The organism is Terrabacter lapilli, assembly GCF_039531305.1.
GTDB classification, from domain to species: Bacteria; Actinomycetota; Actinomycetes; order Actinomycetales; family Dermatophilaceae; genus Terrabacter; species Terrabacter lapilli.
The window spans coordinates 553,992-580,304 of the sequence record NZ_BAAAPU010000007.1 but is presented as its reverse complement, the minus strand read 5'-3'; the positions used below and the strand labels follow the sequence as shown (position 1 = coordinate 580,304).

The 26,313-nt window shown below is 73.4% G+C and carries 26 protein-coding genes; 9 read left to right on the top strand and 17 right to left on the bottom strand.

Features of this window, described 5'->3' with window-relative positions:
- Nucleotides 1-20 precede the first annotated feature (20 nt).
- Genes ABD241_RS10575 through ABD241_RS10555 form a run of 5 tightly spaced genes read right to left on the bottom strand, consistent with a single transcriptional unit; the run spans nucleotide 21 to nucleotide 4,316 of the window.
- Nucleotides 21-791, bottom strand: a complete 771-nt coding sequence (locus ABD241_RS10575; RefSeq protein ID WP_344061729.1) for a phosphodiesterase — start codon at nucleotides 789-791, stop codon at nucleotides 21-23.
- Nucleotides 792-827: 36 nt separating this feature from the next.
- Entirely contained in the window at nucleotides 828-1,451 is a 624-nt protein-coding gene (idi, locus tag ABD241_RS10570) for an isopentenyl-diphosphate Delta-isomerase (protein WP_344061726.1), read from the bottom strand.
- The gene (locus tag ABD241_RS10565; RefSeq protein WP_344061723.1) at nucleotides 1,448-2,638 is read right to left on the bottom strand and encodes an FAD-dependent monooxygenase; all 1,191 of its coding nucleotides are present in this window, start codon (nucleotides 2,636-2,638) and stop codon (nucleotides 1,448-1,450) included. The genes idi and ABD241_RS10565 overlap by 4 nt, the downstream gene beginning before the upstream one ends.
- The gene (locus tag ABD241_RS10560; protein WP_344061720.1) at nucleotides 2,635-3,186 is read right to left on the bottom strand and encodes an isoprenylcysteine carboxyl methyltransferase family protein; all 552 of its coding nucleotides are present in this window, start codon (nucleotides 3,184-3,186) and stop codon (nucleotides 2,635-2,637) included. The genes ABD241_RS10565 and ABD241_RS10560 overlap by 4 nt, the downstream gene beginning before the upstream one ends.
- Before the next feature lie 59 nt (nucleotides 3,187-3,245).
- The gene (locus ABD241_RS10555; protein WP_344061717.1) at nucleotides 3,246-4,316 is read right to left on the bottom strand and encodes a type III polyketide synthase; all 1,071 of its coding nucleotides are present in this window, start codon (nucleotides 4,314-4,316) and stop codon (nucleotides 3,246-3,248) included.
- Nucleotides 4,317-4,352: 36 nt separating this feature from the next.
- Here ABD241_RS10555 and ABD241_RS10550 point away from each other — a divergent pair, with 36 nt between their 5' ends.
- Nucleotides 4,353-5,180, top strand: coding sequence for a UbiA family prenyltransferase (locus tag ABD241_RS10550; protein WP_344061714.1), 828 nt, complete (start codon nucleotides 4,353-4,355; stop codon nucleotides 5,178-5,180).
- 28 nt (nucleotides 5,181-5,208) lie between these two features.
- On the opposite strand, the gene ABD241_RS10545 is transcribed toward ABD241_RS10550, so the two are convergent.
- Nucleotides 5,209-5,610: a PPOX class F420-dependent oxidoreductase gene (locus ABD241_RS10545; RefSeq protein WP_344061710.1), complete on the bottom strand. Its 402-nt coding sequence runs from the start codon at nucleotides 5,608-5,610 to the stop codon at nucleotides 5,209-5,211.
- A gap of 138 nt (nucleotides 5,611-5,748) precedes the next feature.
- Here ABD241_RS10545 and ABD241_RS10540 point away from each other — a divergent pair, with 138 nt between their 5' ends.
- Entirely contained in the window at nucleotides 5,749-7,950 is a 2,202-nt protein-coding gene (locus tag ABD241_RS10540; RefSeq protein WP_344061707.1) for an ATP-dependent DNA ligase, read from the top strand.
- A gap of 57 nt (nucleotides 7,951-8,007) precedes the next feature.
- Here the strand turns inward: ABD241_RS10540 and ABD241_RS10535 are convergent, their stop codons facing one another.
- From ABD241_RS10535 to ABD241_RS10510, 6 genes are all read right to left on the bottom strand, one after another.
- Complete coding sequence (locus tag ABD241_RS10535; protein ID WP_344061704.1) at nucleotides 8,008-8,349, bottom strand: hypothetical protein; 342 nt, start codon at nucleotides 8,347-8,349, stop codon at nucleotides 8,008-8,010.
- A gap of 279 nt (nucleotides 8,350-8,628) precedes the next feature.
- On the bottom strand, nucleotides 8,629-10,365 hold the full coding sequence (gene ptsP, locus ABD241_RS10530) for a phosphoenolpyruvate--protein phosphotransferase (RefSeq protein WP_344061700.1): 1,737 nt from the start codon (nucleotides 10,363-10,365) through the stop codon (nucleotides 8,629-8,631).
- Between the two features lie 5 nt (nucleotides 10,366-10,370).
- Nucleotides 10,371-10,640, bottom strand: coding sequence for an HPr family phosphocarrier protein (locus ABD241_RS10525; RefSeq protein WP_142203496.1), 270 nt, complete (start codon nucleotides 10,638-10,640; stop codon nucleotides 10,371-10,373).
- Between the two features lie 71 nt (nucleotides 10,641-10,711).
- Nucleotides 10,712-12,826, bottom strand: coding sequence for a PTS fructose transporter subunit IIABC (locus ABD241_RS10520; protein WP_344061695.1), 2,115 nt, complete (start codon nucleotides 12,824-12,826; stop codon nucleotides 10,712-10,714).
- 61 nt (nucleotides 12,827-12,887) lie between these two features.
- Nucleotides 12,888-13,832, bottom strand: coding sequence for a 1-phosphofructokinase (gene pfkB, locus ABD241_RS10515; RefSeq protein ID WP_344061692.1), 945 nt, complete (start codon nucleotides 13,830-13,832; stop codon nucleotides 12,888-12,890).
- Nucleotides 13,829-14,590 (bottom strand): DeoR/GlpR family DNA-binding transcription regulator, encoded by a 762-nt coding sequence (locus tag ABD241_RS10510; protein ID WP_344061689.1) that lies wholly within the window; start codon nucleotides 14,588-14,590, stop codon nucleotides 13,829-13,831. Before ABD241_RS10510 ends, pfkB begins: the two co-directional genes overlap by 4 nt.
- Before the next feature lie 194 nt (nucleotides 14,591-14,784).
- On the opposite strand from ABD241_RS10510, the gene ABD241_RS10505 reads away from it, so the two are divergent.
- Complete coding sequence (locus ABD241_RS10505) at nucleotides 14,785-15,717, top strand: alpha/beta hydrolase (RefSeq protein WP_344061685.1); 933 nt, start codon at nucleotides 14,785-14,787, stop codon at nucleotides 15,715-15,717.
- Between the two features lie 67 nt (nucleotides 15,718-15,784).
- Here ABD241_RS10505 and ABD241_RS10500 read toward each other — a convergent pair whose 3' ends face one another.
- Genes ABD241_RS10500 through ABD241_RS10490 form a run of 3 tightly spaced genes read right to left on the bottom strand, consistent with a single transcriptional unit; the run spans nucleotide 15,785 to nucleotide 19,280 of the window.
- Nucleotides 15,785-17,344, bottom strand: a complete 1,560-nt coding sequence (locus ABD241_RS10500; RefSeq protein WP_344061682.1) for a DUF4389 domain-containing protein — start codon at nucleotides 17,342-17,344, stop codon at nucleotides 15,785-15,787.
- Between the two features lie 5 nt (nucleotides 17,345-17,349).
- Nucleotides 17,350-17,856, bottom strand: a complete 507-nt coding sequence (locus ABD241_RS10495; RefSeq protein WP_344061679.1) for a hypothetical protein — start codon at nucleotides 17,854-17,856, stop codon at nucleotides 17,350-17,352.
- Nucleotides 17,853-19,280, bottom strand: a complete 1,428-nt coding sequence (locus tag ABD241_RS10490) for a cyclic 2,3-diphosphoglycerate synthase (RefSeq protein WP_344061676.1) — start codon at nucleotides 19,278-19,280, stop codon at nucleotides 17,853-17,855. Before ABD241_RS10490 ends, ABD241_RS10495 begins: the two co-directional genes overlap by 4 nt.
- Nucleotides 19,281-19,467: 187 nt before the next feature.
- On the opposite strand from ABD241_RS10490, the gene rocD reads away from it, so the two are divergent.
- Both rocD and ABD241_RS10480 read left to right on the top strand, forming a co-directional pair.
- Complete coding sequence (rocD, locus tag ABD241_RS10485) at nucleotides 19,468-20,706, top strand: ornithine--oxo-acid transaminase (RefSeq protein WP_344061673.1); 1,239 nt, start codon at nucleotides 19,468-19,470, stop codon at nucleotides 20,704-20,706.
- A gap of 54 nt (nucleotides 20,707-20,760) precedes the next feature.
- Nucleotides 20,761-21,066 carry a PLD nuclease N-terminal domain-containing protein gene (locus tag ABD241_RS10480; RefSeq protein WP_344061669.1) on the top strand — a complete coding sequence of 102 codons (306 nt, stop codon included), beginning with the start codon at nucleotides 20,761-20,763 and terminating at the stop codon, nucleotides 21,064-21,066.
- On the opposite strand, the gene ABD241_RS10475 is transcribed toward ABD241_RS10480, so the two are convergent.
- A complete protein-coding gene (locus ABD241_RS10475) occupies nucleotides 21,052-21,729 on the bottom strand; it encodes an SRPBCC family protein (RefSeq protein ID WP_344061666.1) in 678 nt (225 codons plus the stop codon). The two genes, ABD241_RS10480 and ABD241_RS10475, sit on opposite strands and share 15 nt — an antisense overlap.
- A gap of 287 nt (nucleotides 21,730-22,016) precedes the next feature.
- A complete protein-coding gene (locus ABD241_RS10470) occupies nucleotides 22,017-22,541 on the bottom strand; it encodes a 2'-5' RNA ligase family protein (protein WP_344061663.1) in 525 nt (174 codons plus the stop codon).
- Between the two features lie 52 nt (nucleotides 22,542-22,593).
- Between ABD241_RS10470 and ABD241_RS10465 the strand changes: the two genes are divergently transcribed.
- From ABD241_RS10465 to ABD241_RS10450, 4 genes are all read left to right on the top strand, one after another.
- Nucleotides 22,594-23,004 carry a PPOX class F420-dependent oxidoreductase gene (locus ABD241_RS10465; RefSeq protein WP_344061660.1) on the top strand — a complete coding sequence of 137 codons (411 nt, stop codon included), beginning with the start codon at nucleotides 22,594-22,596 and terminating at the stop codon, nucleotides 23,002-23,004.
- Between the two features lie 74 nt (nucleotides 23,005-23,078).
- Nucleotides 23,079-24,041: an oxygenase MpaB family protein gene (locus tag ABD241_RS10460; protein WP_344061657.1), complete on the top strand. Its 963-nt coding sequence runs from the start codon at nucleotides 23,079-23,081 to the stop codon at nucleotides 24,039-24,041.
- Nucleotides 24,042-24,325: 284 nt separating this feature from the next.
- A complete protein-coding gene (locus tag ABD241_RS10455) occupies nucleotides 24,326-25,651 on the top strand; it encodes a hypothetical protein (RefSeq protein WP_344061654.1) in 1,326 nt (441 codons plus the stop codon).
- 106 nt (nucleotides 25,652-25,757) lie between these two features.
- Nucleotides 25,758-26,276 (top strand): glycine cleavage system transcriptional repressor, encoded by a 519-nt coding sequence (locus ABD241_RS10450; RefSeq protein WP_344061651.1) that lies wholly within the window; start codon nucleotides 25,758-25,760, stop codon nucleotides 26,274-26,276.
- The last annotated feature ends 37 nt before the right edge of the window (nucleotides 26,277-26,313 follow it).

Genomic DNA, 26,313 nt, shown 5'->3' with positions numbered 1-26,313 from the left:
GCCGGAGTCGGTCCGCAGGGTCAGTCCCCGGCGGCCGGCAGCGCCCCGGCGTCGGACGAGCGGCTGCGGCTGAGCCGCCGCGCCCAGCGGTAGGCCGGCTCGCGCAGCGCGACGACCCACGGCGGCGTCGACGTTCCGGCCAGCTGGTCGACGATGGGGTCGAAGCGTGCACGCGTGTCGGCGAGCTGGACCTGGAGCTGCAGCAGCCCCAGGCCCGTCCAGGGGCCGCCGTCGACGGAGACGGCCAGCTCGTACTCGCGCGGCTGGTCGGAGTCGCCGGCTGGGCGGACGAGCAGCTCGATCGAGCGCTCCCCGGCACGCGTGGGCAGCAGCGTGGTGAGGGGTCGCGTCGCCGCCTGCCGGACCGGCCGCAGCAGGTGTCGGCTGAGGCGCCCGGTGCCCGTCGTGGCGAAGAGCAGGTCGGCCGGCCGGCCCGCCGACCCGGCTCCGGGGATGCGGAGGGCCAGGCCCCCGACGTCCCACCAACCGTCCGGCGTCCCGACCGCCCGGGACACCCGCACCGTGCAGGGGTGGACGCCGCGCTGGTCGACGAGCGGCACCCCGAGCTCGGGCAGCGGCGAGTCGACGCGCAGGTGGGCGGCCCACGTGCTGCCGGCGGCGTGCAACGGTTTGCGCCCGGTCACCCACGCGACCACCCCGAGCCCGGTGGCGAGGGCAGTACCGGCGGCCCGGGACGGTGGCGTCGGCACACCGGCCGGCAGTGTGGACGCGCCGGACGGCTGCGCGGGGTCGGGAGCCGGTGCAGGCAGGTGGCTGGAGGGGGAGCTCACGCCTCTCCTTTACCCAACCCGGACCTTCGTGCGCGCCTACAGGTCCTTCGTCGTCATGGCGGCTGGCAGGTCGGCGGCGTCGGCGGACGGCCAAGCGGCGGGGTCGGGTCCGAGCCGGCTCAGCTCGCCGACCTGCTCGCGGCACCACGTGGAGACCTCGCGGCGACCCGACCGGACGTCGCCGGCGAACACCTCCCACGGCACCCATTCGGCGCCCGCGACCTCGTCCGGGTCGGGACTCGGCTGCGGCGCAGCCCCGGGGACCCGCCCGGCGAGCACCGGGCACAGCTCCCACTCGACGACGCCGTCCATCTCGGCGCGGTAGGAGAACCGGGGCAGCACGAGACGCAGGTCGTGCACCTCGATGCCGAGCTCCTGGCGCCCCCGGCGTCGGACGGCGTCCTCGACGGGTTCACCGGGGGCGGGGTGCCCACACGCGGAGTTGGTCCACACCCCGGGGAAGGTCGCCTTGTGCAGCGCGCGGCGGGTGACGAGCACGTCGCCGGCGTCGTCGAAGAGGTAGACGGAGAAGGCGAGGTGCAGCGGTGTGTCGGCATGGTGGACCGTCGCCTTGGGGGCCGTGCCGATGGCGCGGCCGTCCGGGGCGACGAGGACCACGAGCTCCTCGGTGGTCGCCTGCGGGGCATCGCCGCGGGTCATCGGCCCGGCCGTGCCAGCTCGTTGACGGCGCCCCGGAAGACGGGGGGCAGGCTGGCGGCGGCGGGCACGAGCAGGCGCCGGCCCCACGCCGGGCGGGTGACCTGCACGAGGGCGTGGGTGAGCAGCGAGTAGCGGCGGGTCGCGACCCGCCAGGACCGCTCGTAGGACTCCGGGTCGTCGGCGGCGACCGCTGCGACCGCTGCGCGGGCGTGGGCCAGGCCGAGCGAGATCCCTTCGCCGGTGAGGGCGTCGACGTAGCCGCTGGCGTCACCGGCCAGCAGCACCCGGCCGGCGACGCGGCGAGTGGTGCGCTGTCGCAGCGGGCCGGCTCCGCGCACCGAGGTGACGACGGGAGCGCCGTCCAGCCGCTCGCGCAGCTGGGGGAACTCGGCGAGGGCCTCGTCGAGCGACCCGCGCTGCTTGCTGAGGACGGCCACCCCGACGAGGTCCTCGGCCACGGGGGTCACGTACGCCTCGCCGTGCGCGCCCCAGTGCACCTCGACGTGGTGGCTCCACGGGCGTATGCCGTAGTGCCGGCGCAGCCCGTAGCGCCGCTCGGGCCGTTCGCCGTTCCGGTCGCCGTTCCGGTCGCCGGGCCGGTCGCCGGGCCGGTCGCCGGGCCGGTCGCCGGGCCGGTCGCCGGGCTGGTCAGTGGCGTGGTCGGCGGGTCGATCTCGCGGCGCCCGGTCGCGGTCGAGGCCGAGCGAGCGCCGGGTCGGCGAGTGCAGCCCGTCCGCGGCCACGACCCACGCCGCGGTCAGTGTCGGCCCCGCCCGGCCCGACTCGACGGTGCGCACCCGGACACCGGTGTCGTCCTGCGTCACCTCGGCGGCCTCCAGCGGGAGCACCTCGACCCCGGCCTCGGCCACGGCCTCGGACAGGGCGTCGTGCAGGGTGGTGCGGCGCACGCCGCGGCCGGGGCCGGCCGTGAAGTCGGCCTCCGCGAAACGGCCACGGGCGAGGTAGCGGATGCCGTGCAGGTCATAGCCCTGCGGGTCGACGCCGAGCTCGAGCAGGCTCTGCAGGCCACCGGGCATGAGCCCCTCGCCGCAGGCCTTGTCGATCGTGCCGGCCCGAGGCTCGAGGACGACGGGAGACAGGCCCGAGCGGACGGCATACAGCGCGGCGGCGAGGCCGACGGGGCCGCCGCCGATGACGATGACGTCGGCGCGACCCGAGCCGCTCACCGGGCCACCTCGGCCGGCGCGGCCGCCGGCGCGGCCAGCTCGCGCAGGGCAGCGTCCTCGCAGCGGATGCGGACGGTCAGCAGCGCGGCGTCGAGGATGGTGAAGACGACGGCGGTCACCCACGCGCTGTGCACGAGCGGCAGGGCCAGGCCCTCGACGACGACCGCGACGTAGTTGGGGTGTGGCACCCGGCGGTAGGGCCCGCGCCGCACGAGCGGCAGGCCCGGCACGACGACGACGCGGGTGTTCCACTGGTTGCCGAGCGTCGCGATGCACCACCAGCGCAGGCCCTGGCTCAGGACGACGAGCGCCAGCATGGTCCAGCCGAGGGCGGGGACGAAGGGACGGCCGGCGAGCCACACCTCGGCCACCGCGCCGACGAGCAGGCCCGTGTGCAGGGCGACCATGGCCGGGTAGTGCGACTGCCCGCGCTCGACGCCGCCCCGGGCGAGGGCCCACGCGGTGTGCCGCTTCGAGACGACGAGCTCGGCGAGGCGCTCCAGCCCGACGAGCAGGACGAGGGCGGTGAAGAGCCACTGCGAGGTCACACCGCCACTCCTTCTCTCTCTCGATGCCGGGCGCGAGCCGGTTCGCGTCCCAGTCTGTCTCAGTCGGGCATCGTCAGGAGCACCAGCTCGAGGCAGAAGCCCGGGCCCATCGCCATGAGCACGCCCCACGAGCCGGGCGCGGGCGCGTGGTCGGCGAGCGTGTCGGCGAGGACGTGCAGCACGGAGGCGGAGCTGAGGTTGCCGATCCGGTCGAGCGAGCGCCAGGTGACGCCGAGCGCCTCGCGGTCGACCTCGAGCGCCTCCTGCATGGCCTCGAGCACCTTCGGCCCGCCCGGGTGCGCGACCCACCAGCCGATGTCGGAGCGGGCCAGCCCCTGCGCGGCGAGGAACCCGTCGACGTCGTCGCGGACGTTCTCCCGCACGAGGTCGGGCACCTCGGCACCGAGGACGATGCGCAGGCCGGTGGCGCCGACGTCCCAGCCCATGGCCCGCTCGGTCCCGGCGTAGAGCCGGCTGCGGGTGGCGACGACCCGCGGCTGCGCCGCGGCCAGCGCGGCGGCACGGTTGGCGCCCACCATGACGACGGCGGCGGCGCCGTCGCCGAAGAGGCCGCTCGCGACGAGGTTGGCGACCGAGCGGTCGTCGCGCTGCACGGTGAGGCTGCACAGCTCGACCGAGAGCAGCACCGCGATGTCGTCGGGGTGGCCGAGGAGGTAGTCGTGCGCCCGGGCGACGCCTGCTGCCCCGGCGACGCAGCCGAGGCCGACGAGGGGGACGCGCTTGACGTCGTCGCGCAGGCCGATCTCGGCGGCGACGCGCGCCTCGATCGAGGGGACGGCGAGGCCGGTGATCGTCGTCGACACGATGAGATCCACGTCCCGAGGCGTGAGACCAGCCGCAGCGAGTGCCTTGCTGACGGCGTGCGAGCCGAGCTCGGTGGCGACGCGGATGAACTCGTCGTTGGCCTCGCCGAAGTCCGCGAGCTGCCAGTAGCGCTCGAGTGGCAGGGCCAGGTGCCGCTGGCTGACCCCGGCGTTGGCGTGGAACCGCTCGAGCAGCGCGCGGTCCGATCCGGTCGAGCCGAGCACGTCGGCGAAGGCGGCGGTCACCTCGGCCTGGGCGTAGGTGTGCCCGGGAAGGACGCCGCGCACGGCCGCGAGGTGGCTCACGGGTCTGACGTACCCATCCGGACCTAGGCTCGGCCCGTGGTGGTGCAGCGAGCGAGGCGGCGGACGGCACGCGGGCTCCTCCGCGCCTGCCACCCGGGCCCGACCCTGGCCGTCACGGTCTTCACCGCGCTGCTCGCGTGGTCGGCCGGCCACACCCTGGCGAGCGGGATGCTCGTGACGGCGGCCGTGCTGGCCGGCCAGCTGTCGATCGGCTGGTCCAACGACCTCGTCGACGTGCGCCGCGACCGTGCCGTCGGGCGTCCCGACAAGCCGGTCGCCGCCGGCGAGGTGTCCGAGTCGGCCGTCCGCGCGGCGTGCGGGACCGCCGTGCTCGCGTGCGTCGTCCTGTCGTTCGCGTGCGGCTGGCGCGCCGCGCTCGTGCACCTGCTCCTCGGCGTGGCCTCGGGCTGGGCGTACAACCTCTGGCTCAAGCGCTCCGTCCTCTCCCCGCTGCCGTATGCCGTCGCCTTCGCCGCGCTGCCCGCCGTCGTCACGCTCGCCCTGCCCTCTCCGGCCTGGCCGCCGGCGTGGGTGCTCGTCACCGGTGCGCTGCTCGGCGTCGGCGCGCACCTGCTCAACGTGCTGCCCGACCTCGCCGACGACGAGGCGACGGGGGTGCGGGGCCTGCCGCACCGGCTCGGGACACGGGTCGTGCGGTGGCTGGCACCCGCGGTGCTGCTGGCGGGGTCGGTCGTGGCGGCATACGGCCCAGGTGGCGGCTCGCTCGACGCGACGGGGCTGGCGCTGCTGCTCGGCTGCGTCGGGCTCGCCGTGGTCGCGGTCGTGGCGCGCGGGCGCCTGCCGTTCGTGGCGGCGGTGCTGATCGCGCTCGCGAACGTCGTCAGCCTCGTCCTGCGCAGCTGACCCGCCGGGGTGGGCGGAGGGGTCTCGGTCAGGCGGTGGGCATGATGCGCACGATGGCGCGCTGGGGGTTGCCGCGGCGCAGGAGCCACTCGGCGGCCATGAAGAGGTGGTACTCGATGCCGTACTTGCGGGCGAGCCGCCGGCCCACGGCCTCGGTGGCGGCGTCGTCGCGGATGATCTCGGCGCGGCCCTCGACGACCGGGGCACCGGGCTCGGCGTTGCCGCGACGGTCGCAGGGCTGGATGGTGACGCGCGGGTCGTGGCGCAGCCGCTTGAGCTTGCCGGAGCCCTCGGGGGTGCTGACGAGGGCGGCGCCCGCGTCGGGCAGGACCCAGACCGGTGTCGCGACCGGCTCGCCGGAACGGCGGTAGGTCGTCAGCAGCACGAAGCGTTCGCCGCCGAGGTTGTGGAGGGTGGGGGCCATCGTCATGGGGAGGAGATACCCGCTCGCCCGCCCGCGTAGGCAGACCGGGGCGGATCGGGCGCTGTGCATTGGGTCACCGGGTGACCCGAAACCCCCACCGCGCGCCCGAGGGGCCGTGTCGCACCTCGTGGCTACGATCGGCGGGTGAGCGCCAAGCCCGCCGTCGTCGCAGCGCCCAGCCCGTCGAGCCCGTCGGGCGAGCGGGAGGTCCGCGTCTCCAGCCCCGACCGGGTCATGTGGCCGGCTGCGGGCATGGCCGACGGCCGGCCGGTGACCAAGCTCGACCTCGCCGAGTACCTCGTGGCCGTCACCGACCCGCTGCTGCGCGCGCTCGGTGACCGCCCGGTGACGCTCCAGCGCTTCCCTGAGGGCATCGACGGTGAGGAGTTCTTCTCCAAGAACCCGCCGAAGGGCGTGCCCGAGTGGACGCACACCGTCATGTGCACCTATCCGTCGGGTCGCCGCCACCCGCAGCTCGTCGTCGACGAGGTCGCCGACGCCGTGTGGGCCGCGCAGATGAACACTGTGACCTTCCACCCGTGGCCGGTGCGCACCGCCGACGTCGACCGGCCCGACGAGCTGCGCATCGACCTCGACCCGCAGCCGGGGCGCGGGTTCGCCGACGCCGTGGAGGCCGCGGTCGCCCTGCGCGAGGTGATGGCCGAGATCGGCCTGACAGCCTGGGCCAAGACGTCGGGCAACCGCGGCGTGCACGTCTACGCCCGCATCGCCCCGACCCACGAGTTCCTCGACGTGCGCCACGGCGTCATCGGGATCGCCCGAGAGCTCGAGCGGCGCCTGCCCGACCTCGTGACGACCTCCTGGTGGAAGGAGGAGCGCGGCGAGAAGGTCTTCGTAGACTTCAACCAGGCCTGCCGCGACCGCACCATCGCCTCCGCCTACTCGCCCCGGCCGCTGCCGGGAGCGCCGGTGTCGACGCCGGTGACGTGGGACGAGCTCGGGTCGGTCGACCCGAAGCAGCTGACCGTACGCACCGTGCCGGGTCTCCTGGCCGACCGCGGCGACGCGTGGGCGGGCATCGACGACGCGGTCGGCGACGTCGCGGCAGCCATCGCGCTGTGGGACCGCGACGTGAGCGAGCGGGGCCTCGGCGAGCTCAACTTCCCGCCGGACTACCCGAAGATGCCGGGTGAGCCGCCCCGCGTGCAGCCGAGCAAGCGGCGCCAGGACAAGACGGACGGGGACTACATGGCACCCAAGGCCGAACGCGATGCCGAGCACCGCACGACGTGGGGCATGCCGGTCGTGCCGCCGGTGTCGCCGATGCTCGCCAAGCCGGTCAAGGACTTCGGGGCGGTCAAGGGCGAGGTGCTCTACGAGCCGAAGTGGGACGGCTTCCGCTCAATCATCTTCCGCTCCGGCGACCTCGTCGAGATCGGCTCGCGCAACGAGAAGCCGATGACCCGCTACTTCCCCGAGGTCGTCGAGGCCGTCAAGGCCAACTTCCCCGATCGGTGCGTCATCGACGGCGAGATCATCGTCGTCTCCCCCGACTCGGGCGACCGGCTCGACTTCGACCTCCTCCAGCAGCGCATCCACCCGGCCGCCTCCCGCGTCAAGAAGCTCGCGGCCGAGACGCGGGCGTCCTTCGTGGCCTTCGACCTGCTCGCCCTCGGCGACGAGTCCTACCTCGACCGGCCGTTCGCCGAGCGGCGGGCCGCGCTCGAGAAGGCGCTGGCCGGCGCCGAGGCCCCCATCCACCTCACCGCGGCGACGGCCGACCGCGACGTCGCCAGGGGGTGGTTCACCCAGTTCGAGGGCGCCGGGCTCGACGGCGTCATCGCCAAGCCGGTCGACATCGCCTACGAGCCGGACAAGCGCCTGATGTTCAAGATCAAGCACGAGCGCACGGCCGACTGCGTCGTCGCCGGCTACCGCCCGCACAAGAACGACGCGGAGGCGATCGGCTCGCTGCTGCTCGGGCTCTACGGCGAGGACGGCCGGCTGGCATCCGTCGGGGTCATCGGCGCCCTGCCGATGGCTCGCCGTCGCCAGCTCTTCACGGAGCTGCAGCCGCTCGTTGCCGAGTGGGACGAGCACCCGTGGAACTGGGGAGCGCCGTCCGAGGAGGAGGGCGGCGTCCGCACCCCGCGCTCCTCCGAGTTCTCCCGGTGGAACAACCAGAAGGACCTGTCGTTCGTGCCGCTGCGCCCGGAGCGGGTCGTCGAGGTGCGCTACGACCACATGGAGGGCACCCGGTTCCGGCACACCGCCCAGTTCGTGCGGTGGCGCGAGGACCGCACGCCCGAGTCCTGCACCTTCGAGCAGCTCGAGGAGCCGGTCAGCTACGACCTGGCCGACGTGCTGTCCGCGGGCTCCGACTGAGCGACGCGCGCGGCTGCGTCGCCTGCGGGCGGCGCCGCGCGGGTCAGTGCCGCCCGGTCAGTGGCGAGCGGCGCGCGGCCGGCGGTCGTGGTGCCGGTCCGCCGCCTCGCGCAGCTGGGCGACGACCTTCGACTCGGCGTCGTTGAGCGCGGCCTTGGTGTCGGTCAGGCTCGAGACACCGACGACGGTCGGCAGCCCGTCCACGTGCACCTCGACCGACGTGTGCATGCCGGGACGGCCACGGTCCTTGACGCGCAGCCCGATGTGGACCTTGGAGGGGTCGAACCGCTCCAGCTGCGTGAAGAGCTGGGTCAGGCTGTGCTCGATGAAGTGGAGGTCGTCCTCGTGGTAGCCGTCCTCGAGACGGACCCGGTCCATGAAAGCGCTGGTCGTGCTCATGCTGAGCTCCTCACCGCGCCCGCTCCACTGCCGGCGCTCACCCGGAGTGTATCGAGCGAGCCTGCGCCGCAGCCGGTTTCGCCGTATGAGAGAGGTCACCGGGCAGATGCCGCCAAACGGGCACGGAGCGGAGCCCACCCGAGTACGTATGCCGCCGGGCGGGGTCGCGTGACCCCGCCCGGCGGCATACGTGCTCGGCAGTGGCGGCTCAGGTGCCGCCGTGGCTAGGCAGGCCGAGCGCGGCGATGGTCTCGTCCGGGGCGCCGGCCCCGCGCAGGACTAGAGCAGATCGATGAGCTCGCTCCGCGCGGCCTCCCGGACGGCGGTGAGGGCGTCGACGGCGGTGCGCGCGCCGCGGGCGGCCTCGGCGAGCTGCTGGCAGTCGGCCAGCGTGTGCAGCGAGAGGGCGAGGCGCACGACCGGCACCTTGCTCGGCGCCATCGACAGCGACGAGACGCCGAGGCCCACGAGGACGAGCGCGAGCAGCGGGTCGCCGGCGGACTCGCCGCACACGCCGATCGGGCGGTCCGCGCGGGCGGCGCCGTCGCAGGCGAGGCCCACGACGTCGAGCACGCCGGGCTGCCACGGGTCGAGCAGGTCGGACAGCGCGCCCTCCATGCGGTCGGCGGCCATCGTGTACTGCGCCAGGTCGTTGGTGCCGAGCGAGCCGAACTCCACCTCGCCGAGCACGTGGTGGGCCCGCAGCGCGGCGCCGGGCACCTCGATCATGACGCCCGCCTTGGGCAGGCCGTTCTCGTGGACGCGGCGGGCGAACCACGCCGCCTCCTCGGCCGTGGCGACCATGGGTGCCATGACGCGGACGTCGGCGCCCGTCTCGCGCGCGGCGATCGAGAGCGCCTCGAGCTGGGCGTCGAGCAGGTCGGGCCGCTCGGCCGACAGGCGCAGGCCGCGGCGCCCGAGGGCCGGGTTCTCCTCCGGGCCGAGGTCGGCGAACTTCAGCGGCTTGTCGGCGCCGGCGTCGAGGGTGCGCACGACGACGCGCCGGCCCTCGAAGGGGGCGAAGACGCCGCGGTAGATCTCGGTCTGCTCCTCGACGGTCGGGGCCTTGGTGGCGGAGAGGTAGACGAACTCGGTGCGGAAGAGGCCCACCCCCTCGAGGTCCTGTGCCCCGGCCGCGACGGCGTCCTCGACGCCGCCGATGTTGGCGAGCAGGGCCACCTCGGCCCCGTCCGCGGTGCGTCCGGGACCCGACAGCTTCGCCAGGGCCTCGGCGCGGCGCGCCGCCCGCTCCCGCTGCGCGGCGACGAGGGTCGGGTCGGGGTCGACCGTGACCTCGCCGGTGTCGCCGTCGAGCGCGACGGGCGTGCCGGCCGCGATCCGCATGGCCCCGGGGAGCTGCACGACGGCGGGGATCCCCATCTGGGCGGCGAGGATCGCCGTGTGGCTGGTGCGCCCGCCGGCCTCGGTGATGATGCCGACGACGAGCCGCCGGTCGAGGGTCGCCGTCTCGGCGGGCGCGAGGTCCTCGGCGACGATGACGCTCGGCTCGTCGAACGGGGGTACGCCGGGGGCCGGCACCCCGAGCACCGCGGCGATGGCGCGCGAGCCGACGTCACGCAGGTCGGCCACCCGCTCGGCGAAGTAGCCGCCGAGCGCCTCGAACTGGGCGGCATACGTCTCGACCGCGTTCTCGATGGAGTGCGCCCGGCCGTGGCCGGCGGCGAGCTCCTTGGCGGCGGCCTTGACCAGCCCCTTGTCGCGGGCGATGAGGGCCGTCGCCTTGAGGATCTGCTGGGCCGTGTCGTCGACGCGGGTCGCGCGCTCCTCGAGCGACACGGCCACCGACTCGAACGCCGCCCGCACGTCGGCGAGCGCCGCCTTCTGCTCCTCGGCACCCTCGGCCGCCGGCTCGCCGGCCGGGGGCCGGACCGGCGGTGCCACGCGCACCACCGGTCCGTATGCCGTGCCGGGGCTGACGCCGATGCCGTGCCTGGTCTCCGGCGAAGACCCAGGCGAGGACACAGGCGAGGTCTGGGGCGGGTTCGAGTCGGTCATGCTCGTTACTCCGCGTCGAGGTCGCGGGAGAGCAGGGCGACGAGCGAGTCGAGCGTGGCGTCGGCGCCGTCGCCCTCGGCGGTCAGGACGACCTCCTCGCCGTGCTTGGCTCCGAGGGCCATCACGCCGAGGATGCTCGTCGCGTCGACCGGGTCCTCGCCGGGCTTGGCGATCTCGACGTCGAGTCCCGAGCTGCTCGCGGCCTCGACGAAGAGGGCGGCGGGGCGGGCGTGCAGGCCCACCGACGAGGCGATGGTGACGGTGCGGGTTGCCATGGGGGGTGCTCCTTCGTTGGATGCGGGTGGTCGTGCTGACGGGTGGGGATCAGACGGCTCTCACGTCCTGGTCAGACGGTAGCGGTGGCCTCGACCTGCGCAAGGTTCGCTTCACGCGACCGCAGGGTGATGAAGATCGTGGTCATCACGGCGATGCCGGCGAGGAGGGCGAGGATGAAGTACGCGAAGTTGCCGATGAGCGGCAGCACCCAGATGCCTCCGTGGGGCGCTCGCAGCGTGGCACCGAGGCCCATGACCAGCGCGCCGGTGACGGCGGAGCCGACGACCGAGCTGGCCATGACGCGCACCGGGTCGGCGGCGGCGAACGGGATGGCGCCCTCGGAGATGAACGAGAAGCCCAGCAGCCAGGCGGCCTTGCCGTTCTCGCGCTCCGGCTCGGAGAAGAGCTTCGGGCGCAGCGTCGTGGCGAGCGCCAGCGCCAGTGGGGCCACCATGCCGGCGGCCATGACCGCGGCCATGATCTTCAGCTGCGGCGCGTTGGTCGCGGCGCCGGCCGCGGCCAGGCCGGTGGTGGCGAAGGCGTAGGCGACCTTGTTGACCGGGCCGCCGAGGTCGAAGCCCATCATGGCGCCGAGGATGGCGCCGAGGAGCAGGGCGCTGGCGCCGGACATGCTCGTCAGCCAGCTGTTGAGGCCGTTGGTGAGGGCGGTGATCGGCCGGCCGAGCACCGTGATGAACAGTCCGACCGTGATCAGCGTGGACACGAGCGGGATGACGACCACCGGCATGACGCCCCGGACCCCCTTGGCGACGTTCCAGCCGGATACCCACCGGGCGACGAGGCCGCCGAGCAGGCCGGTGACGAGGCCGCCGAGGAAGCCGGCGCCCATGGTCGCGGCGATGGAGCCACCGACGATGCCGGGCACGAGGCCGGGACGGTCGGCGATCGCGTAGGCGATGAAGCCCGAGAGGATCGGCACGAGGAAGCCGAAGGCCGCACCACCGATGACGAAGAGCAGCGCCGCCCACGAGGTGAGGCTCGTGATGTCGAACGTCGTGGCGATGTTGAGCGGGTCGCCGGGCTTGAGGTTGTACTTGACGATCTCGATGGCGCCGTTGGAGCCCATCGCGACCTGGGCGAGCATGAAGGACAGGGCGATGAGGATGCCGCCCGCAGCGACGAACGGGATCATGTAGGACACACCGGTCATCAGCCACTGGCGGATTTTCGTGCCGGTGCCGGCGCCCTCCTCGACCTTCGAGGTCAGCCCGCCGGAGGCTCCGGCCGTGGCTGCGGCAGCAACAGCGGCCTCCCGCTTGCTCGGGTCGGCGTCCCACTCGGCGACGAGCTGCTCGGCCTGGGAGACCAGGGCCGGGCCGTCGGAGATGCCCTTCTTGACGCCGACGTCGACGAGCGGCTTGCCGGCGAAGCGGCCGGCGTCCTTGACCGGGAGGTCGTGGGCGAAGATGACGGCGTCGGCCTCGGCGATCTGCTCGGCGAGGAGGGGGTGGGAACCGGCCGAGCCCTGGGTCTCGACGGCGATGGTGTGGCCGGCGGCCTTCGCGGCGTGCTCGAGGCCCTCGGCCGCCATGTAGGTGTGGGCGATGCCGGTGGGGCAGGAGGTGACGCCGACGAGCTTGAGCGTGCGCTTGGCGGGCGGCTCGGCGGTCGCGACGGCGGTCGGGGCAGCCGCACCGGTGCGGTCGGAGCCGGAGTCGGCTGCCGCGGTGCTGGCGCTGGCGGTGGCGGTCGCACCGGCAGCGGCCGGCTTGGGCTGGTCGAGCTCGACCTCGGCGCTGACGATGCGCACGACCTCGGCCTCGGTGGTCGCGGCGGCCAGCGCCGCCTTGAAGTCCTTCTTCATCAGGGCGCGGGCGAGCTTGGGCAGCATCTGCATGTGCGCGTCGCCACCGCCCTCGGGGGCCGCGATGAGGAAGACGAGCGTGGCGGGCCCGTCCTTGGCGCCCCAGTCGATGCCGTCGCCGGCGCGGCCGAAGACGAGCGAGGGCTCGGTGATGGCGGCGCTGCGGGCGTGCGGGATGCCGATGCCGCCGGGCAGGCCGGTCGCCATCGTCTCCTCGCGCTTGCGCACGTCGTTCAGGAAGGTGTCGAGGTCGGTGCAGCGACCGGAGGCGACGAGTCGCTCGCCGAGCCTTCGCGTGGCCTCGTGGCGGTCGGCACCGGCGAGGTCGAGGACGACCTGCTCTTCGGTGATGAGGGACATTGCGGTTCCTTTCGAGGAGGGGATGGCCAGGCGGTTCTTCGGCGTCTGTGTGGGTGGCGTGTCAGGTGAGGACACGGTCGAAGTCGGGGTTGCGAGTGAGCTCGGGGCGTATGCCGTCCAGGTCGGCGGGTGCGGGCACCCGGCTTCCCGGGAGGGTGACGGCGGCGGCGCCCCACGTGACCCCGGCGACGAGCGCCTCGGTCGGGGCGCTGCCGGTGGACAGGCCGTGGAGCAGGCCGGCGAGCATGCAGTCGCCGGCGCCCACGGTCGAGAGGGGGCTGGTGATGGTGGCCCGGGCGTGGGCGCACTCGTCGGCGGTGACGAGCAGGGCGCCGTCCCCGCCGAGGCTGACGGCGACGACCTCGATGCCGCCGGAGACGAGGTCCCGGGCGGCGTCACGGACGTCCGCGAGGGTGGGCAGGTCATGGCCGACCAGCTCGGCGAGCTCCTCGTGGTTGGGCTTGACGAGGTGGGGCCGTGCCGCGACGGCGGCCGCGAAGGGGGCGCCGGAGGAGTCGATGGCGACGCGGGCGCCGCGCTCGCGGGCCCGGGCGGTGAGGACGGCATACAGGTCGGTGGGGGCGCCGGGCGGGAGGCTGCCGCAGCCCACGACCCAGGAGGCGCCGTCTGCGTGCGCGACGGTCGCGTCGAGCAGCGCGTCGACCTCGGCGGCGGACAGCTGCGGGCCGGGCTCGTTGAGCTTGGTCGTCGTGCCGTCGGGCTCGAGGACGCTGATGTTCATCCGGACCGAGCCGCGGACGGGGACCGACGCGTGCCGTACGCCTGCGGCGTCGAGCAGCTCCTCGAGCAGGTGGCCCTCGGGCCCGCCGCTCGGCAGGACGGCCAGGGTGGCGTCGCCCTGGGCGGAGAGGGCGCGCGAGACGTTGACACCCTTGCCGCCCGGGTCGATGCGGCTCGTGCTGGCGCGGTGCACCTCGCCGCGGTGGAGCGACGGGATGAGGACGGCCCGGTCGATGCTCGGGTTGGGCGTGAGCGTGACGATCATGCGGTCACCACTTCCGGTCCGGCCGCGCGGATCTCGGCGGCGACGTCGTCGTCGAGGTCGGTGTCGGTGATGACGACGTCGACGTCGGCGACCTGGGCGAATCGGTGGAGGTGGTCGTCACCCGTCTTGCTCGAGTCGGTGAGGACCACGCACTTGCGGGCGGCGGCGACCATGGCGCGCTTGACGAGCGCCTCGGACTGGTCGGGGGTCGTGAGGCCGCGGGCGACGGAGAGCCCGTTGGTGCCGATGATCGCGACGTCCACGACGACGTCGGCGAGGGCGCCGGTGGCCCAGTCGCCGACGGCGGCGCCGGTCGTGCCACGGACCCGGCCGCCGAGCAGGTAGAGCCGGATGCCCGGGTGCGTCGAGAGGACGCTGGCGGCGGCGAGGCTGTTGGTCAGGACCGTGAGGTCGAGGTCGGGCGGGAGCAGCTCGGCGACGGCGAGGGTGGTCGAGCCGGCGTCGAGGATGATGCTGCCGCCGCTGGGGAGCTCGTCGAGGGCGCGGGCGGCGATGCGGCGCTTGACGTCGGTGAGGCGCCCGGAGCGCGTGGCGAGCGTGGGCTCGACCTCGAGGCGCTCGACGGGGATGGCGCCGCCGTGGACCCGGCGCAGGGAGCCGCGGCGCTCGAGGGCGGTCAGGTCGCGGCGGACGGTCTCGGCGGCGACGCCGAGGGTGTCGGCCAGGGCGGTGACCTCGACGCGGCCGGCACGCCGTGCCTCGGCGATGATGCGCTGCTGCCGCTCCGCTGCGTACATCGGACTCCCTCGTCCTGGTCGTGTCCCCGGTCCCTCGTCGGGCCGTTGGATCAAGGAAACCACCGGTCCGGACTCATGTAAAGAGATTCGGGCACCCGTTTTTGTGGTTTCGGGCCCGCAACGGCGCGAACCGGGCACCCGAAGCGGTCGCGCGTTGCCGCGCGGGCGGAGCGGCCGCGGCATACAGTTCGGCCATGCAGAGCAGCACGTTCACGCTGACGGCCCCCGACGGCACCGAGGTGTTCGTCAACCGCTGGCTCCCCGACGGGGAGGCGAAGGCGGTCGTGCAGATCGCGCACGGGCTCGCGGAGCACTCGAGCCGCTACGCCCGGTTCGCACAACGCCTCACCGACCACGGGTATGCCGTCTACGGCTCCGACCACCGCGGGCACGGCAAGACGTCCGGCGCGCGCGGTTCCTTTGCGGCGCAAAGCGGTTGGCAGACGGTCATCGACGACCTGCACGCGGTGACCGATCGCGCACGCGAGGAGCAGCCGGGACTGCCGGTCTTCCTGCTCGGCCACAGCATGGGCTCGTTCCTCGCGAGGGGGTATGCCGCGCAGTTCGGTCACGAGCTCGCCGGCCTGGTCCTCTCGGGCACCTCCGGAGGCGCGGGTGCGATCAGCAGGGTGGGGCTCTTCCTCGCCTCGACGCAGGCCCGGCTGCGCGGCCACACCCACGCGAGCGGGCTGCTCAACACCCTGACCTTCGGTCAGTACAACAACGCCTTCAAGCCGACCCGGACCCAGTTCGACTGGCTGTCAAGGGATCCGGCAGAGGTCGACAAGTACATCAACGACCCGGACTGCGGCTTCGTCTTCAGCGCGGGCGGCTTCGCCGACCTGATCCGTGGCCTCGAGAGCGTCAACAGCGACACGGTCGCCGCACGCATCCCCAAGGACCTGCCGGTCCACATCGCGTCGGGCGAGATGGACCCGGTCGGCGCCAACGGCAAGGGCGTGCGCAAGGTCGCCGACCAGCTCCGCCGTCTCGGGGTCGAGGACGTGACGATGACGCTGTGGCCGGAGGCCCGGCACGAGATCCTCAACGAGACCAACCGCGACGAGGTCGAGGTCGAGATGGTCAACTGGCTCGACGCCCACTTCCCCGCGACCGCCGAGAGCTGAGCACCCGACCAGAGGGAAGTGGGCACTCGACCGGACCTTCCGGTCGAGTGCTCACTTCCTCATGGGCTCAGCGGCCGACCTGGCCCGGCGGCTCGAGCCGACCGGCCGGCACGGGCGGCGGCAGCGGCACCTCCGGACCGCCCTCGTCGAGCTGGAACGGCGGGTAGACGTCGGTCATCAGGGTGGCGTAGGCGACGACGCGGTAGACCCAGCGGTTGAGCCCGATGACGAGGTCGAACAGCGCCCGCGGGTAGCGCCCGGTGAAGAGCAGCGAGAACCCGGCGATCGCGACGAGCAGGCCGAGGACGCCCCAGCCGTACGCGTCGAACCGGTAGCCGTTGTCGGTGGCCTGGCTCCACGCCCATCCGCCTCCGCCCAGCAGCAACGCGAGGATCAGGTAGTGCGGGATCGCGAGCAGCCACCACTTCACGAGGACCAAGCCGCGTGAGAGCCGCGTCGGGTAGGCGATGTCGAGGCGCGCCGGGTAGTCCGGCTCGGGGCCGAGGCTGAACGGCGGGTAGCGGTCGGTGCCGAGCCCTCCGTTGGCGCAGTAGTAGCTGACGCGCCAGTTCCACTGCAGCACCCCGCGGTTGAAGTCGAAGAGGCTGCGCGGGTAGCGCCCGGTGAAGAGGATCGCGAAGAAGGCGATGACGCAGACGACGAAGAACGCGACCCACAGCACCCCGAGCACGATGAAGTGCGGGATGGCGAGGAACCACTTGACCAGCCACAGCCACCGCGAGAGCGGCTCGTCGAGGCGGGCGTCCAGGGCCACGGGGCTCATCGCCCGGGGGTGTGAGTGCCACGCCGAGGGCGGCGGGGGCGCCGGCGCCGACTGCACCGGCTCGCCGGTCGGCTCGACGTAGCCGGCGGGGGCACCGGGCGTCTGGGTGTAGCTCGCGGGCCGGCTGCCGCTGGCGCCGCGGACGATGAGGAAGACGGCGATGCCGGTGACGACGAGGCCGATCCCGAGCATCAGGAGGGCGAGCGGCAGCAGGAACCCGGCCTTGACGCCCGTGGTGGCCGAGACGGCGACGCCGGGGCTGCCGTCGGCGTTCATGAGCACGGCGCTCCACCGGCCCTCGCTGACCTTCCAGGTCAGCGCCTGGCTCCCCGTGCCGGTGGCGGAGGCGGCCCAGAACTTCTGGCCCGTCGGCGCGGGGGCGCGGTCCGCGCCGGGGATGGCGCGCATGACGGGCGTGCGGGGGTTGTTCGCGGTGGGCGCGGTGGCGCCGACGACCTGCTCGTGCGCGACACCGCTGAGGTATGCGTTCAGCTGGCTCGTCGGGGCGACGCCGAGGAAGATGGCCTTGCCCGACTCGAGCGGCTGCGCGCTCAAGCGGATCTCGAGGGCGAGGCGGTCGAGCACCCAGGACGGCGCGTCGGGAGCGGTCTGGACGACGGCGTCACCGACCGTGATCGCCGGCGAGGAGCTCGAGACGACGGGGTAGGTCAGGGAGAGGAAGCCGGCGGAGTCGCGCCCGACGGCATACGCGATGCTGATCGCGCCCCCGCCGAGGAGCAGGCCCACACCGGGCAGGATGAGCAGGCACCCGATGATGAGTGCTGCGAGGTGCCGGCCGGCCGGTTGGCGCCGGTCGGCGGGGACGACGGTGGTGGAGGTCACGGGAATCACATCCTCGGGAAGCGGCCGGTGACGAGCCGGCTGAGGGCTTCGACGATCCCGATGGCGCTGCCGACGAAGCCGACCACGAGGACGATCCGTGCGAGGATCTCCCACCCGCCGGTGACGTCGAGCGGGAAGACCTGCCAGATCCGCAGGAGCGCGAAGAGGCCGAAGCCGATGGAGACGATGTCGCCGAGGGCCCGCACTCGCGGCAGGTCCAGGACGAGGTTGACGGCGTCGGCCACGATGCGGGCGATGATCGAGGCGTTGACGGCGCCGATGACGAGCACCGTGCTGGCGGTCAGGAACGGCACGGCGTCCCAGCCGGGCCAGCCGTTGATGAGCCACAGCAGGATGAGGTTGACGACGACGGACCCGGCATAGCCGGCGCGCCGTCCGCGGGTGCGGGCGGGGCCGGTCGGCCGGCCGACGGCGTGCTGCTGACCGGGGTCCGGTGGGCGGTCGTCCGCTGGGCGGTGGTCCGGTGGGTGGGGTTCGGTGGGGACGGTCATGGTGCACTCCCTGCGGTGAGGGCGCCGGTGTCGGCGCCGAGGGTCTCGAGCGGCAGGGCGGCTCTGACCGCGGCGGCCAGGCCGCCCGGGACGACCTCGCGCAGCTCGTAGCGGGCCCGCACGAGCGGCGCGGGCACGGTGAGGACGCGGGTCAGGTCGATGGGCGTGCCGCTGACGACGGCGTCGCACGCGCCGACGTCGATGGCCGCGCGGATGGTCGCCTCCAGGTCACGCACCTGCTCGGTGCCGTAGCCCATGGCGGGCAGGACACCGCGCGCGTTCGGGTACTTCAGGTAGGTCGCGGCGAGCGACCCCACGGCATACGGCGTCGGGTCGACGATCTGCGCGGCGCCGGCGCTGCGGGCCCCGACGACGCCGGCGCCGTACGTCATGGAGCCGTGGGTCAGGGTCGGGCCGTCCTCGACGACGAGCACGCGGCGGCCGTCGACGGCGGCCGGATCGTCAACGGTGACAGGGCTGTCCGCGCGCAGCACCGTCGCGGTCGGGTTGAGCGAGCGCACCGACGCCTCGACGGCCTCGATGTCGGCGCTGCGCGCCGAGTCGCACTTGGCGATGATGACGACGTCGGCCATCCGGACGTTGGCCTCGCCGGGGTGGTATGCCGCCTCGTCGCCCGGGCGCAGCGGGTCGGCGAGCACGACGTGCAGGTCGGGGACGTAGAACGGCAGGTCGTTGTTGCCGCCGTCCCACAGGACGACGTCGGCCTCCTGCTCGGCCTCGCGCAGGATCCGCTCGTAGTCGACGCCGGCGTAGACGACGACCCCGGCGTCGAGGTGCGGCTCGTACTCCTCGCGCTCCTCGATGGTGCAGTCGTAGCGGTCGAGGTCGGCGTAGCTGCCGAACCGCTGGCAGGCCTGCGCGGCGAGGTCGCCGTAGGGCATCGGGTGGCGGACGGCGACGACGCGCAGGCCGAGGCCGGTCAGGAGCCGGGCGAGGTAGCGGGTGGTCTGGCTCTTGCCGACACCGGTGCGCACGGCCGTCACGGCGACGACCGACTTGGTGCTCGCGAGCATGGTGCGCCGGGCGCTGTGGAGGCGGAAGTCGGCGCCGGCGGCGATGCAGCGCTCGGCCAGGTGCATGACGTGCTCGTGCCGCACGTCGGAGTAGGCGAAGACGACGACGTCGACGTGCTCACGCTCGACGAGGGCGGTGAGCTCGGACTCGTCGACGATCGGAATGCCTTGCGGATAAAGGGGACCCGCCAGCTCGGGCGGGTAGCGCCGCCCGTCGATGTCGGGGATCTGCGTCGCGGTGAAGGCGATGACCTCGGCCCCGGGGGCGTCCCGGAAGACCACGTTGAAGTCGTGGAAGTCGCGGCCGGCCGCACCGAGGATGACGACGCGCGTGCGCTCGCCTCCGGGGCGGTCTGCTCCGGTGCGGTCGGTGCTGGGCTGTGCGCTCATGGCCATCTCCGCGGCTGGGCCCACGACGTGACCGACACACCCCATCGCGGGTAGTCCTGGCTGCGGGACCCGCCACTTCGAGTCTCCCACCGGGCCTGTGGGGGCGTCCGCGGTTCGAGAGAGGGATCACCTGGGGTTCACCTCACAATCGGCTGCCCGCTCCCGGGCCCGGTGCCACGATCGAGGGGTGAGCGACACAGCTGCGCGCCCCGGCGCGCCGACGACACCCCGCACCACCTCGGAGCACGTCTCCCTCGCCGAGCAGTGGGTGGCGCGCAACTACAGCCCGCTCGAGGTGGTCATCGCGCACGCCGAGGGCGCGTGGGTCACCGATGTCGAGGGCCGCCGCTACCTCGACGCGCTCGCCGGCTACTCGGCCCTGAACTTCGGGCACCTGAACCCGACGCTCGTCGCGGCCGCGCGCGCCCAGCTCGACCGGCTGACCCTGACGAGCCGCGCCTTCCACAGCGACCGGCTCGGCCCGTTCTGCCGGGACCTGGCGACGCTCGCGGGCAAGGACCTCGTCCTGCCGATGAACACCGGCGCCGAGGCCGTCGAGACGGCGATCAAGGTGAGCCGGCGGTGGGGCTACGAGGTCAAGGGCGTGCCGGACGGCCGGGCCCGGATCGTCGTCATGGCCGGGAACTTCCACGGCCGCACGACGACGATCGTCAGCTTCTCCGACGACCCGATCGCGCACGACCACTACGGGCCCTACACGCCGGGCTTCGACACGGTGCCGTTCGGCGACCTCGAGGCGCTCGAGGCGGCGATCACCGACGAGACGGTCGCGGTGCTGCTCGAGCCGATCCAGGGCGAGGGCGGCGTCATCATCCCGCCGGACGGGTGGCTGCGCGAGGTGCGCGAGCTGACCCGCCGGCGCGGCGTCCTCATGGTGGCCGACGAGATCCAGTCGGGCCTGGGCCGCACCGGCACGACCTTCGCGTGCGACCTCGAGGGCGTCGTCCCCGACATCTACGTCCTCGGCAAGGCCCTGGGCGGCGGGATCGTCCCGGTCTCGGCCGTCGTCGCGAACCGTGACGTGCTCGGCGTCTTCACGCCGGGCAGCCACGGCTCGACCTTCGGCGGCAACCCGCTCGCGGCCGCCATCGGCCAGGCGGTCGTCGAGCTGCTCTCGACGGGCGAGTTCCAGGCGCGGGCGCGGCGGCTCGGCGCGGTGCTCGAGTCGGGGCTGCGCGAGCTCGTCGGGCACGGCGTCGAGGCGGTCCGCTGCCGCGGCCTGTGGGCCGGCGTGGACATCCGGCCCGACCTGATGACCGGGCACGAGGCCTCGCACCGCCTCCTCGAGCAGGGCGTCCTCGTCAAGGACACGCACGGCTCGACGATCCGCATCGCTCCCCCGCTCGTCGTGACCGAGGTCGAGATCGGCATCCTGCTCGACGCCCTGCGCGCGGTCCTGCACTAGCGCTCCCCGGGGGCGTATGCCGTCGGGCCCGACCCAACTGTCACAGGAGGAACCATGCCGAGGAAGCGCAGGCAGCAGAGGAAGTGGTCGGACCTGACCAGCCGTCAGCGGGCGGTGGTGATCGCCACCGGGGCCGTGCAGCTCTCGCTCGCGGTAGCCGCGTGGGTGGACCTCGCCCGGCGACCGGCGGAGCAGGTCGATGGAAGCAAGGCCAAGTGGGCCGCGGTCATCGCGATCAACTGGGTCGGCCCGCTCACCTACTTCGCGCGCGGCCGCAAGGGACTGGGCCTGTCGTCCGGCGCGAGCCTGACCTCGTCCGTGGCCGACTCGACCCCGGCTGAGCACTCACTGGAACCGTGAGGCCCGCTCCGCCCGGTCGCGGATGCCGCGGAGCATCTCCCGGCTCATCACCGAGCTCGCGGCACAAAGCGGCTCGACGAGCAGGAACGACCAGGCGTGCAGGTAGTCGAAGCGCTCGCGCACGATGAGCCGCGTCGCGAGGTGCGGGTGGCGGCGCAGCACGAACGCCCACGTGAAGTCGTAGGGCGCGGCGGCGGCCGGCACTCCTGACGACGCGTCCGCCGACGAGCCGGCGGCCATGGCCGGCGCGGCGTGCAGCACGAGCGAGCGGCCGGGGTCCACGGAGGCGACGGACAGGGCGACCTTGGGGTGCAGGTGCACGAGGTCGCCGGGCTCGAGGTGCTGCCAGGCCTCGACGACGGTCTCGGCGCTGTCGACCTGGCAGCCGGCGAGGTTCTCGAGCCGGTCGTAGCTGTAGAAGCCGCCCCGGCCGGCGCCGAGCTGGACGACCCACGGCCACACCGCCTCGGGCGGGGCCTCGACGGTGATGGCGCGAGTCGCGACGAGACCCGGGTCGCGCAGGATCTCGTCGCCGGGCAGCTTCTCGCGCGTCTCCTCCGTGGTGGCTCCCCAGTGCAGGGCCGACCACCGCAGCGTCACGACCGTCATGGCCGCCGCGGACAGGGCGGCGCCGCGGACCACCGGTTCGACGACGCGCCTCATGGCATCCACGGTAGTCCGGGCGGGTTTGCGCCACAGTCGAATCCGCAGCGCCGCGAGGCGGCGTGCGCCGAAACCCCCCGGAAAATGATGGAGCCCGGCTCGCGAGCGCGAGTCCGGGCTACCAGTGACGGTTCACGTACCACAACGGGCCAACCGCCGAAGCTTGTGTCCTGACCTCTGACACGACGAGTGTCCTCGGGTCCGGCACCTCGGAAAGGTTGCCACGCCGATGTGGCGATTGTTCGGAAAACGGGAAAAATCCCTCTGTTTCGGTCGCGTCCGGTTCGTCAGGGCACGACCGGCAGCTCCCACGTCGTCCCGTACGTCGTGTCGATGAGCGCCGCGCGGTCGAGGCGCAGCGTCATCGGCAGCCGGTCCGACACCGCGTCGACGACGGCCTGCAGCCGGGCGCCCGGGACACCGGTCGTGGCCGAGACGTGCGGCGTCCAGTGGCCCGGCTCGTAGTGCCGGTGGATGGTCGCTCCGGTCCGTCGCAACGCCTCGACGGCGCGCGTGTGCCGGGCGACCAGGTCGACGGTGGCCGAGCCGGCGAGCGCCGCCCGACCGCGCGGGAAGATCACCGTCCCCTGCACCGAGACGTCGACCGGCCCGCCGTCGCCGAGCCCCGCCACCGCGTCACGGACCGCCTCCTCGTCCCAGGTCAGCAGGACGGCATACGACAGGTGGGCGACGTGCTGCCCGTGGGTGTGGGTCAGCAGCGTCGGTATGCCGCTGGCCTCGAGCCGCTCCCACAGCGAGCGCACGAGACGGTCGGACCTGCGGTCGAGGAGCAGGCAGAGGGCGAGCGCCATGGCCCATTCTGGACATGAGGGCGCCGCCCGCGCGGCGCCTACGCTGACGCCCATGGCCCCTCCGCGCACTCCCGGCGACCTCGACGTCGTCGCCGCCCACCGCTACGTGTCGCTGACGACGTTCCGCCGCTCCGGCGAGCCGGTGTCCACCCCGGTGTGGGTCGCCCGCGACGGGGACGAGCTCGTCGTCGTCACCGTCGACCCGAGCGGCAAGCTCAAGCGCCTCGCCCACGACCCGCGCGTGGAGCTGCGCCCGTGTGACATGCGGGGTCGGGTGCCCGACGGAGCGCCCGCGTATGCCGGCACGGCCGTCGTCGACCGCAGCCCGGAGGGCGTCGCGGCCGTCAAACGCGCCATCGGGCGCAAGTACGTCATGGCCAGGCTCGGCGACGCGCTCGCCGCGGTGACCGACCGCGTGCGGCGCCGGACGCCCCGGGCGGGCATCCGCATCACCCTCGACTGAGACTCGACAGCGCCTGTCCCAACCTTGGACAGAATGTTTCTCGGTTGGCGTGCACTCCCCTTACCTTTTCAAGCATGAGCCCCCCAGCAGGAGCCCGGCTGGTGCAACGCCAGCTCGGGAGGATGCTGCGCAGCAAGGTGGCCGGTGAGGACGCCCCGGCGCGCGCGCAGCGGATCTGGGGTGCCCAGGGAGAGCGGTGGTTCACGCCGCAGGACCCGGTGTGGCGGGTGCACGCCGACGCCTCCATGTTCCCGGCCGGCATCACCTCGCTGCTGCTGCAGATGCTCCACCCGATGGCGATGGCCGGGGTGGCCGGGCACAGCGGCTACAAGAGCGACCCGTGGGGTCGGCTGCAGCGCACGAGCCACTACCTCGCGACGACGACCTTCGGCACGGTCGAGCACGCCGAGGAGGCCATCGCGACGGTCCGCTCGATCCACGAGCGGGTGCGCGGCAAGGACCACCTCGGCCGGCCCTACCGCGCGAGCGACCCGCACCTGCTGATGTGGGTGCACGCGGCCGAGATCGACTCGTTCCTGCGCGGCTACCAGACCTTCGGTGACACGCCATTGACCGACGAGGAGGCCGACGTCTACGTGCGGCAGGCCGGCATCCCGGCGGCGCTGCTCGGCGTCCCGAGTCCGCCGCAGTCGGTGGCCGAGCTGGCGGAGGTCCTCGACTCCTACCGTCCCGAGCTCGAGGCCACGCCTGCTGCCGCCGAGGCGGCGCGCTTCCTGCTGCTCGACCCGCCGCTGCCCTTCTACGCCCGGCCCGGCTACGGCACGCTCGCCTCGGGCGGCGTCTCGCTGCTGCCCGGGTGGGCCCGCGAGATGCTCGGCCTGCCGGTGCCCGACGTCGTGGCGGCCCTCGTGGCGCGCCCGCTCGGCCACCTCGGCACGGCCGCCGTCCGGTGGGGCATGGCGGGCCTGGCCGAGCGCCGTCCGTCGGACACCCCTGACGACGAGCCTGACGACGACGGCTCCCCCAGACACCCCGACGAGCGTGGTCAGCGAGTCGGGGACCTGGCCGCCAGCTGACCGGCGGCCATCCCTTCGGCCGGGCCGGGTGGACTCAAGAAGCGGGCACACCCGGTCCGGCCACCCTCTCGTCGCGCCCGCGTCGCCGCCCGATCGTCAAGGGCTGGCCAAGGCCACCTGATCGCTCCATGCCAAGAGCATGTGAATCCCCTGAGAGCCGTGCTCAGAGGGGCTGAGCCGCACAAAGTTCCGTCGTCCGACATGGCTCGAAATGAGAGTCATTCGGTCTACATTTCCGGCCATCGGGGGCCAGTTCCACACACCCATTGGACGGAGCAATGTCAATGACGATCCGCACCCTGACGACGGCAGCGTTCGCTGCCGGCGCCTTGGTCCTGGCGGCGGGCGGCGCAGCCACTGCCAGCACGCACAGCACCACCACCGGCTCGACGACCACCACCGCGACCGAGCCGCAGCTGATCCACGACGAGGACCTGAAGGCCCAGTCGATCACCATGGGCGGGGCCACGGTCCTGCCGACGACCCGGACCATCACGCACTGGTTCGGCCAGACGAAGGACCCGTCCAACGGCGTGACCTACGGCTACAACATGGTCGGCGCCAACCCGCACACCTGCTCGGGCGCTGCCTGTGACGTGACCATCCCCGTCGACATCACGCCGATCGTCGTGAAGATCGCGGGCCAGACCTTCGACGGCCAGGGCGTGGTCGCGCCGACCCTGAAGTCGCCGCAGTTCGCCGACAACGACTACGGCAGCACGACCGCCGCGACGAACAACAAGTTCGCTCGGGGTGCCGGCGGAGCGCTCTCGCAGGCCGATGCCGGCGTGCCGCTGCAGCTGCAGGACGCGACGATGCGGGCGCAGTTCGCCAAGAACGGGTCGAGCAGCTACCACCTGCGTCTGAACCCGGTCGTCCACCCGGCGGTGACCATCACCGTCCCGAGCAACCAGGGCGGCCTGATCCAGAGCGGCCGCGGCGTGGTCGGCGCGAGCATCGACGTGGGCTGGTGGTCCTCGCAGATCAACAACCTCGAGCAGAGCGCGGACGCGACGCACCTGCCGCTCTACCTGACGGACAACATCTTCCTGCACTCCGGGAAGTCGCTCTCCGACTGCTGCATCATCGGCTACCACGGCACGCGCGCCGTGGGCAACGGGGGCGGCAGCACGAACAGCCAGGGCAACGCTGCGGTCCAGACGTTCGCGTGGGCCTCGTACGTCCGTCCCGGCTTCTACTCGCGGCCCAACGGAGGCGCCAACTGGGCGCTGCAGGACATCCACGCGATCAGCCACGAGATCGCCGAGTGGGCGGACGACCCGTTCGTCAACAACACGGTGAACCCGTGGGTGACGCCGACGGCGCCGCAGTACGGCTGCACGGGCGTCCTCGAGACCGGTGACCCCGTCGTGTCGATCGGCTTCGCCAAGGGCACGAACACCTACCTCCAGGGCACGAACCCGGACGGCTCGCAGAGTGCCGACGGCTACTACCACCCCGAGGACGAGGCGATCCTGCCCTGGTTCCTGCGGCTGCCGTCCGACGCGACGGGCTCCGAGGCGAACCAGTACACCTCTGGTGGCCGCTACACCTTCATGGGCGACCTCAACCCGTTCCCGGGCTTCCGGGCACCGGCCACGGGCTGCTGACCACCCACTGACCTGCTCGGCGGCATACGGACTCTTCCGTATGCCGCCGAGTCGCGTCCGGGGTCGAGCGCGGGACGCGCGGGGGCTGGGTCAGTAGGCTGCGAGCGTGCCTCGACTCGTGCTCACCGTCATCGGCGACGACCGCGCCGGCCTCGTCAGTGCTCTCGCGGACGTCGTCACCGCGCACGACGGCAACTGGGAGGACAGCCAGCTGGCCGAGCTGGCGGGCAAGTTCGCCGGCATCGTCGTCGTCGGGGTCCCGGCCGAGCGCGCCGACGAGCTGACCACGGCGCTGCAGGACCTCGACGGCCTGCTCGAGGTGACGACGCACCCGGGCGCCGAGGCGACCGTCGTGGCCGACGACTCCGGCGCCCAGCGGCTGACCGTCGACCTGCTCGGCAACGACAACCCCGGCATCGTCCGGGAGGTGTCGTCGGTGCTGAACCGGCACGAGCTGTCGATCGAGACGATGACGACGCAGACGCGTGAGGCGCCGATGGCCGGCGGGCTGCTCTTCGAGGCGCACGTCGTCGTACGGGTGCCGCTCGGCTCGGACACCGCGGCGCTGCGCGCGGACCTCGAGCGGCTCGCGACCGAGCTGCTCGTCGACATCGCCGTCGCCTGACGCCGACCCGCTGACGCGCGCGGGGTCCCGGGAGGAC